General features: G+C 43.9%; 9 protein-coding genes. All 9 read right to left on the reverse strand.

What is annotated here, in order from left to right; translation table 11 throughout:
- Positions 1-30: 30 nt before the first annotated feature.
- The 9 genes from VN379_RS12680 to VN379_RS12720 all read right to left on the reverse strand — a co-directional run bounded on the left by VN379_RS12680 (position 31) and on the right by VN379_RS12720 (position 8,170).
- Complete coding sequence (locus VN379_RS12680) at positions 31-915, reverse strand: SPL family radical SAM protein (protein WP_325534350.1); 885 nt, start codon at positions 913-915, stop codon at positions 31-33.
- A 3-nt stretch (positions 916-918) separates the two neighbouring features.
- Complete coding sequence (locus VN379_RS12685; RefSeq protein ID WP_325534352.1) at positions 919-1,257, reverse strand: CGGC domain-containing protein; 339 nt, start codon at positions 1,255-1,257, stop codon at positions 919-921.
- A gap of 170 nt (positions 1,258-1,427) precedes the next feature.
- Positions 1,428-2,414, reverse strand: a complete 987-nt coding sequence (locus VN379_RS12690) for an ADP-ribosylglycohydrolase family protein (protein WP_325534354.1) — start codon at positions 2,412-2,414, stop codon at positions 1,428-1,430.
- Positions 2,415-2,419: 5 nt separating this feature from the next.
- Positions 2,420-3,364 (reverse strand): carbohydrate kinase family protein, encoded by a 945-nt coding sequence (locus tag VN379_RS12695; RefSeq protein ID WP_325534356.1) that lies wholly within the window; start codon positions 3,362-3,364, stop codon positions 2,420-2,422.
- 8 nt (positions 3,365-3,372) lie between these two features.
- The gene (locus VN379_RS12700; protein ID WP_325534358.1) at positions 3,373-4,449 is read right to left on the reverse strand and encodes an ABC transporter ATP-binding protein; all 1,077 of its coding nucleotides are present in this window, start codon (positions 4,447-4,449) and stop codon (positions 3,373-3,375) included.
- Positions 4,450-4,454: 5 nt separating this feature from the next.
- A complete protein-coding gene (locus VN379_RS12705) occupies positions 4,455-5,243 on the reverse strand; it encodes an ABC transporter permease (RefSeq protein WP_325534360.1) in 789 nt (262 codons plus the stop codon).
- 4 nt (positions 5,244-5,247) lie between these two features.
- Positions 5,248-6,063, reverse strand: a complete 816-nt coding sequence (locus VN379_RS12710; RefSeq protein ID WP_325534362.1) for an ABC transporter permease — start codon at positions 6,061-6,063, stop codon at positions 5,248-5,250.
- 200 nt (positions 6,064-6,263) lie between these two features.
- A complete protein-coding gene (locus tag VN379_RS12715; RefSeq protein ID WP_325534364.1) occupies positions 6,264-7,352 on the reverse strand; it encodes an ABC transporter substrate-binding protein in 1,089 nt (362 codons plus the stop codon).
- A 98-nt stretch (positions 7,353-7,450) separates the two neighbouring features.
- On the reverse strand, positions 7,451-8,170 hold the full coding sequence (locus VN379_RS12720) for a GntR family transcriptional regulator (protein ID WP_325534366.1): 720 nt from the start codon (positions 8,168-8,170) through the stop codon (positions 7,451-7,453).
- Between the last annotated feature and the right edge of the window lie 165 nt (positions 8,171-8,335).

Below are 8,335 nucleotides of genomic sequence, written 5' to 3' on the forward strand. Positions count from 1 at the left end.
TAACACTCCTACGCTAACGATTGATACATATTAAAACAAGGAAAGCTGATTGTCGCCGTAACCTTGCCTATAGCCATTAATAATATCCTTCATTTTATAAAGAATACCCTTTCTGTCACATTCTGCTTGAAATAACTGCCACAGCCGCTTTGCGTTTGGTGAAGGGCACTCATAGTCATTGCCAAATTGAGTTATGTATTTTTGCTTAAGAGCCGGAAAATGCTCGTCAAGCTTTTTATAATACCATTCTCTTTGATTTTGCCGCAAGGTTACACCAAATGCCGGATAGATAAACCTGGCACCATTTTCAGCTGCCAAATGAATGATTCTACTGATATTACTGTCATTATCCTCTAGAAAAGGCAGTACCGGCATAAGCAGAATCCCAGTAAAAATCCCATTCTCTGAGAACTTTCTAATCGCCGAAAACCGTTTTGAAGCTTCTGCGACATAAGGCTCTATCTTCTTGCACTGCGCGTCATCTGCTGTAGTAATAGTAATCTTTATAAGTACCGGTGAATGCTTTTTGATCAGCTGCAGTACATCAATATCTCTTGTGATCAAATCACTTTTGGTAGCAATGGTGATGCCAAACCGGTGGGCATTAATTAATTCTAATGCGCCTCTGGTTAAACAGTATTCTTTCTCAAAAGGATTGTAGGGATCACTCATTGCACCTGTTCCGATTACACCGGTCCGGCGCTTTGCTGTAAGCTCACGTGCAAGTAAGGCGAGAGCATTCTCTTTTGCCCTTACCTCGTCAAAATTTTCTACCCGATAGCATTCACTGCGGCTGTCACAGTAGATACAACCATGACAACAGCCTTTATAAATGTTCATATTATAATTCTTGCCAAACCAGGCGTTACAGGTCTCGTAGCCGGATAGTATTGTTTTTGCTGGTATGAACTTCATGTTTTAACCCTTTTTTATAGTTATTGTAGCTTGTTCCTTGCCCTCTGGTGATCCATGGGTATAGCCAACCACATCAAAATATTCGCCAAGGCGCTTTGCCAAAGCTTCATAGTTGTGTGCTTTCCCCCGCATACAGGATGATAAGTGCACCACATCCACACCATTTTTCACCATCATCTCAATCTTTCGCTCAATATCACCGCCAGCGTGAGAAAAAGTAATAAGCTCTATTTCATCCGTATATCTCTCAAAAGCATCTTTTCGCTGAAAAAAAGCGTTAAGACAGCCTTTGCCGGTACAACGCAACATGGTCTCTTCCCGGACTAGTATTGCAAGCTTCATAAAGCACCTCTTTATTCAGTACCGTAGTAGCCAAAACTACAGTGTATATTCACTTTCCTTTTGTTTATTATAGCAAACCTAACACTTATACCATAACATTTTTCAAAAGACACAACCACCGTCCCCGAGTCTTTATAAAGAAACCGGCCAGTGGCCGGTTAAATACTTCATCATTCGCGGTGGATAAGTTGTGCTGCCAATTTCTCCAGGTCAATGTTATTAACCTCCTGGATATGCCGCTTCCATTCTGATTTGATTGCCGCTGCACCGCCAAAAGCGCCGCATAATGCACCAACAATGGCACCATTGGTGTCGGCATCATCACCAATATTAATAATTGAGGTTAAGCAGTCCTCAAACTGCCCTTTACCAGCGTAGAAGATCCCCAGGCTGAGCGGAATTGATTCGTAGCTTTTCATACCGGCACCAATCAGCCGGTATAATATGTTGCCAAGCTCAGCCAAACTCTTACCGGCATGACGATCCACCATTTCTACCACCAGCTTGATTCGTTCTTCTACTGAAGGCGCCGGAATGTCATGGCCTTGCTCCTCACCGAACCGCGCGCCATAAATAGCAGCGTCCATAACCGCTGTGATGTTTTTGCCACCTGCCATGGCGCAGGCTACCGCTGCTGCTACTGCACAGGTTGAGCCAACACCTGGTTTACTGCCATGAGACACAAGCGCTGATTCACAAGCCGCCTGGACCGCTTGTTTTATATCACCATGATAATAAATACCGATCGGCGCAACCCGCATAGCACCGCCGTTAGTATCGCCGATTTTTGCAGCCTCAATATAATCACCGCCTTCGGTAATGGCAGTTAGAAATCTGCGGGTACTTGGTCCAATCACCGTTGAAGCCAGCATTTTATTCTTAATCGCCCATTCTTTCATTTTAGCGACAAATAACTCCCTGCTAAAACCGGCGTGTTCAATTAAGACACCGGCAATAATAAGACTTTCTTCCGTATCATCGGTTATGGCCCCCTCTGTTAACATGCCGTGTGCGACTTGTTCTACTGACGGCTTATTAAACCCAATAATCCGCCCGTAAGACTTTTCTATTTGCTGCGGCGTCATAAATGAGGCCGGCATTCCCATTGCATCACCAATAGCTGCCCCGATTAAACATCCATAAGCACGATCTAACATAATTATTAATCCCCTTTGATTAATTTTTTTATATCGTCCAAACCAAAATTGCCGTTTGGACCAATAAAAGTCGTGTTCAATGCGCCACAGGCAGAGCCTATTCTTAATATATCTTCAATAGCCAGCTCATGCAAAAATCCATAGATGCACCCGGCGGCAAAGCAGTCACCGGCTCCGGTAGTATCCACAGCCTTGACCGCAAAAGCCGGGATGTAATACTCTCTCTGCCCGACATAAGCAGTAACACCCTCACGGCCATTCTTAATGATGACATATTGAATCCCCTGGGCAGTTGTCCAGTCCGCAAAATTGCCGGTAATACCCAGCCGGTCCTTCATTTTATTGATCTCTTTTACATTCGGTATCAGGATATCACTTAGCCCTAATACCGCCAGCAAGACGTTACGGTTAATTTCATGCACCAGCGGCCCCGGATCAAACATGATAACCGCGCCCTGACTCTTTATTCTGCGGACAAACTCTACAATCTCACCGGCATTTTCAGCCAGGAGATAATAGCCGGTCAGGTAAACAAGCGCGGTTGACGCCATTAATGAAGTTGCAACTAAATCAGATGAAAACTTGCTCTCGCACCCCTTAAAGGTCATAAACGTCCGTTCCGAGGAAGCGTCCACGATGACCAGTGAATAACCGGTACGCTGACCAGCCTGCACCCTGACACAGTCCCGGGGAATTTTGGCTGCTGTTAAATAAGCGTCTATCCCCTGACCATCCTGATCAGCCCCCACTGTTGAAACCGGATAAGCAGTCACACCCAGATTCCACAGTGTGCTGGCCACATTAATTGTCGAACCGCCCACCCTTTCAAAAGATTCGTTGATGAGCACATCTTCGCCTTTTTCCGGGTACTCGCCTACCAATAGATACTTATCAACAATCAGCCCGCCCAAAACCAGTACTTTATTTTTTATAACACCAGTTATACTCACATCATCACCTACTCATCCAACAGGACACTGCCCGCCTGATCCCAGGTTAAATACACTTTATCGCCGGTATTAAAGCGCTCACCACTAAACGAATTCTGGAGTTGAACAATCACTTCCGCCCCCATAACCTCTACCCGGAAATTCGAAATATTACCGGCATAGGTAATAAACTTAATCCGCCCGCACAAACCGGGCTTACCCTCAGGTCGCTCAGCCTCCAGCCGGATTCGTTCAGGCCGCACCGCCAGAATACACGCTTGTCCCGGCCGCCGCGCGGCACCTGCTGCTGCCGCGATCTGGATATGATCGCCATTTTTCAATTCCAGACAATAATTGCCGTTATCAATAGCTTTAATAACACCTGTAAAAAAGTTAGATTGCCCCAAAAATCCGGCAACAAACATATTGCAGGGTTGCTCATAAACAACGTGCGGCGCATCCAGCTGAACAATATTACCATCTTTCATCACAGCGATTTTATCTGACAAGGTTAACGCCTCTTCCTGATCATGGGTTACAAAGATGGTTGTAATCCCTACCCGCTTTTGAATCTGGCGTAATTCCACCTGCATATCCACCCGTAGTTTTTTATCCAGTGCGCTTAGGCTTTCATCCAGCAATAGCAGACGGGGTTTAATTACCAATGCCCGGGCCAAAGCGACCCGTTGTTGTTGTCCACCGGACAACTGTTTTGGTTTTCTCTTTTCCAGCCCTGTTAACTGGACCATGTCAATAGCCTCAGCCACCTGCTTTTTTATTGTTACCCGATCAATCTTTCGCTGCTCCAGCCCAAAAGCAATATTTTGTTCAATTGTCATATGGGGAAACAGGGCATAGCTTTGAAAAACCATTCCCACATTGCGGTGGTACACCGGCAGATTATTATATACCTCACCGGCCACGAATACTTCCCCGGCGTCCGGGCTTTCAAAGCCGGCAACAATTTTTAATGTTGTTGTCTTCCCGCAGCCAGAAGGCCCCAGCAGCGATAAAAACGTGCCTTGCTCAATACTCAGATTGATATTATTCAAGACCAGGTTGGAGTCATAGCGTTTAGTCAGATTGTTAAGCGAAAAATAGGACATCTGCATTACCTCCCAAAGACGTTCTTAATTGAGGACTGCATCAACGCTGCAATCAAAATAATCAAAGCCATCGTCACCACCAGGATGATGGTTGCAACTGCATTAATCTCCGGGGTAAAGCCGAATTTTATAGATGAATAGATTTCAATCGGCAGCGTACTGCTCCCGGAAGGTATAAGAAAATAGGAAATGACAAAATTGTCAAAGGATATCATAAACGACAGGAAGCCGCCGGCTATAATTGCCGACCAGATATTCGGGAGAATGATCCGGTAAAAGGTTGTCCACTCATTGGCCCCCAGGCTGTATGCAGCTTGCTCAATCGATTTATCCATATCAGCAAGCCTTGCACCAATGACCAGCACTGCATAAGGCAACGAGATAATCACATGTCCAATTAACAACATAAAGAGATTTTTACTTAACCCCAGTTTCATTAAAAACAGCAATAACGATAAACCCATAATCAGCCAGGGAATGGTCAGGGGCATAACCACCAGTGAATTAACCAGCCTCTTAATCCTGCTCCGCCCTTCTGGCATACCCAGCATCAACGCGGTTGCCAGCACTACACAGATAACGGCTGTAATGGTGGCAATATAGACACTGTTTATGACAGCATCCATTAGCTTAGTATTAGTAAACAGCACACTATACCAATGCGTGCTAAAGGAAAACGGCAACGTATTATACCGTGACTGATTGAAGGACATCAGCGCCAGTACAAAAACCGGAACGTACAAAAATGAAAAAATCAGAGCCGCGTACAGCCAGGCGAATACTTGTTTTTTCATTCTGTCAGACCTCCTTGTTGAATTTGCCTACAAGCCCCATTGACGCCAATACCATCGCCAGCAGGATAAAAGCAATTGCCGCCCCAAAATTCCACCCATAGATTTCGAAAAATTGATCTTCGATAATGGTACCGATGACCGAGCCATTAACCCCTCCCAGAATTCGCGGTTCAACAAAGCTTCCCAGACAGGGTATAAACACCAGCACTGAGCCTGTCAATATTCCCACTTTACTCAGGGGGAGGGTAATTCTCCGGAATGTAGTAAATGGCGTAGCCCCTAAGCTCTGGGCTGCGTCCAGAATGGCATCATCCAGCTTTTCCAAAGACATGAAAATGGTGATTACCATGTAAGGAAAATAAATATGTACTAACCCGATAATTACTGCGGCCTGGGTAAATAAAATACCCAGACTACCCTCAATAAGATTCAGATTGCGCAAAAGAATCTCCAGCATTCCGCCGTCACGCAGGAGATTGACCCAGGAATATGCCCGGACCAGGGCACTGGTCCAAAATGGAATAATGATCAGCAATAATAGCAGCCCTTTACCTTTGCGGATAATCTTCGCCATAATGTAAGCCATCGGATAGGCGACGATCAGACAAAGCAAAGTAACAATCAGACTCAGTTGAACAGTTTTAGCTGTTAATTTCAAATATAGTTCTTTTGAAAAGAAATCTGTATAGTTCTGTAAAGTAAAACTACCGTTTGGCCCATTGCTTAAAAAGCTGAAATAAAGCATGATAAAAAGCGGGACAACGCCAAATGCAATAAGCATAAATAGCGCCGGACTCATCAGCATAATTTTTCTTTGCATTTTTTCCTCCAGTCAAACGCTGCTCGCTGCGCCGTTTCCTCATATTTAAGAAAAGACTTGGCTTGTGCCAAGTCCTTTAGGACGTCGGCAGAAGCCTTAGTCGTTCTTATGTCAACAGAATTGCACTATAAATTCTGGTAGACCAAGAGAAAAAAGCAAGCCCAAAAGCACCTTTGGGCTTGTTTTTTACCGTTAATAGCTTACTGGGCTTTTACTTCCTGCCATAATTCATTCCAGGCCTTTTTTACTTCATCTGTCTGATATGAGATAAAATACAGTTTATTCAGGGATGCTTCATCCATGCAATTATCCTTTACCAGTTGCGGGTCAAGGGCTGCTGTAGCCAGCTTGTTAACAGGAGCAGGACCACCGGATTTAGCCCAGTTTTCCTGGAACTCCTTGCTCAGCATAAAATCAATGAACTTGTAGGCCAAATCCTCATTAGGTGCATTTTTAACAATAGCCCAATTATCCACCCAGCCAATAGCCCCTTCGCGCGGGATGACAAACCTGATCGGTTGGCCTTCCTTCTTCATTAAAGCGGCTTGTCCACTCCACATGACACCAACAGCAATTTGATTATTGGCAAAGAGTTTGGACCACTCGTCACCGGTTTTCCAATAAGTCTTATTGAGTGGCTTTTGCTCCAGCAGCTTTGTTTTTATAGCCTTTAAATCAGACGGTTTATTGGGATTCTGGCCTAAAACGATGGCAGCATTCATTACTGCATCATTAAAATCGTCCCTAAAACCAATCTGGCCTTTATATTTCGCATCCCATAAAACATTAATACTATCTACATTCTCTTTGATCATATTGCTATTATACGCAATAGCCGTCGACCCCCAAACCCAGGGAATCGCGTAAGTCTTGCCTTCCATGCTGTTCTCCGGCAATTTTTTGAACTTATCGGCAATATGCTGATAGTTCTCCAATTTTCCGGTATCGATGGAAGCAAGCAAGTTTTCTTTTTCTGCAACCGGCAGCACCGACGCATTGGGCAATACTACATCAATTTTGCCCACACCATCGGTTCTTAGTTTTGTTAGCAATTCCTCTTCCGAAGACATATAAATATGTACTACCTTGCATTTGTATTTGTCTTCAAATTGTTTAACGACCTCGGCCTTATCGGAACCATAATCTTTCCAGTTGACTACCACCAGCGTTTTGGTCTCTTTACTTGCTTCCGGCTGACTCGACTTCAGACCACAACCAGCAACCCCTACAACCATGACTCCGGCCAGCAGCGTTACCATTGCTTTTCTCAAAAACCCCTTTTTGTTCATCTTAACCCTCTTCCCCCTCCAATAAATACTTGGATATTTCCATTTTATACCCTTATCCGGTGACCCACCGCGCTAAGGCCTGCTTTATAGAGGCTGCGCTATACTTCCATATTAGCGACAACTTTAAACTGCATATTAGGTCCATAAACAACACGCAATACCTCAATCTCGCGATTCTCCCGGTCATATATTTGACCTGATGCCAGTAAAAGGGGAATATCCTTTTTTAACTTAAAGGTCTCTTTCATCACTGTGTCCCCTAGCATTGCATTCATCGACAGTTCGGCTCGTTTAGGAAAAACACGATATTCGGTTCGCATGAGATTATAAAGAGAATTAACACTAAAATCATACTGCTCCAGACCAGGGAATAAGTCCAAGGGAATCTGCGAATAATCAATTGTTAAAAAAATAATCTTTTCTCCTTGTTTTACCCCTCTTACTCTGTCCAGCGCCAAATATTTTTTCTTGTCTATAGTGATAATATCTTTTCGCAATACCACAGAGTGCGGGGTTTCAGCCCGGCTCATAATATAGTCGGTAAAACCACCGAAGTTCCAGACATTATAGCTTACCTCTTTAAAACACACATAAGTACCCTTGCCATGAACCTGACTTAATAAGCCTTCATTAACAAGATCAGCAATCGCCCGGCGAATTGTCGTTCTGGTAATCTTATACTTTTGTGCCATCTGAGCTTCTGACGGGATCAGGTCACCCTCTTTGTAGGTCCCGTTTAAGATATCATCACGTATTATTTTCGCCAATTGAATATATAACGGAATCGCATCGTTTTTCTGTAATATTATTTTCATCATCTTCCCTCATCCGGTTGTCTACTTGTCCGTATCAGTTGAAATATTGTAATTCGTCAGTAACCCATAAAATCCTGCAGGCAATTAGTAAAAAAAACCATTATCAAACATTTTTCTCTCAAGGGGAAATTCAAAATAATGTGAATTTTTGCAGGAATTTGTCTATAC

Origin of the sequence: Sporomusa sp. (assembly GCF_035561255.1) — a bacterium.
Classification (GTDB): domain Bacteria; phylum Bacillota; class Negativicutes; order Sporomusales; family Sporomusaceae; genus Sporomusa.

Excerpts from the sequence above, each read along its gene's own strand:
- VN379_RS12680 (WP_325534350.1), bottom strand. The coding sequence starts at position 915 with ATGAAGTTCATACCAGCAAAAACAATACTATCCGGCTACGAGACCTGT.
- VN379_RS12690 (WP_325534354.1), bottom strand. The coding sequence starts at position 2,414 with ATGTTAGATCGTGCTTATGGATGTTTAATCGGGGCAGCTATTGGTGAT.
- VN379_RS12720 (WP_325534366.1), bottom strand. The coding sequence starts at position 8,170 with ATGATGAAAATAATATTACAGAAAAACGATGCGATTCCGTTATATATT.
- VN379_RS12685 (WP_325534352.1), bottom strand. The coding sequence starts at position 1,257 with ATGAAGCTTGCAATACTAGTCCGGGAAGAGACCATGTTGCGTTGTACC.
- VN379_RS12710 (WP_325534362.1), bottom strand. The coding sequence starts at position 6,063 with ATGCAAAGAAAAATTATGCTGATGAGTCCGGCGCTATTTATGCTTATT.
- VN379_RS12700 (WP_325534358.1), bottom strand. The coding sequence starts at position 4,449 with ATGTCCTATTTTTCGCTTAACAATCTGACTAAACGCTATGACTCCAAC.
- VN379_RS12705 (WP_325534360.1), bottom strand. The coding sequence starts at position 5,243 with ATGAAAAAACAAGTATTCGCCTGGCTGTACGCGGCTCTGATTTTTTCA.
- VN379_RS12715 (WP_325534364.1), bottom strand. The coding sequence starts at position 7,352 with ATGAACAAAAAGGGGTTTTTGAGAAAAGCAATGGTAACGCTGCTGGCC.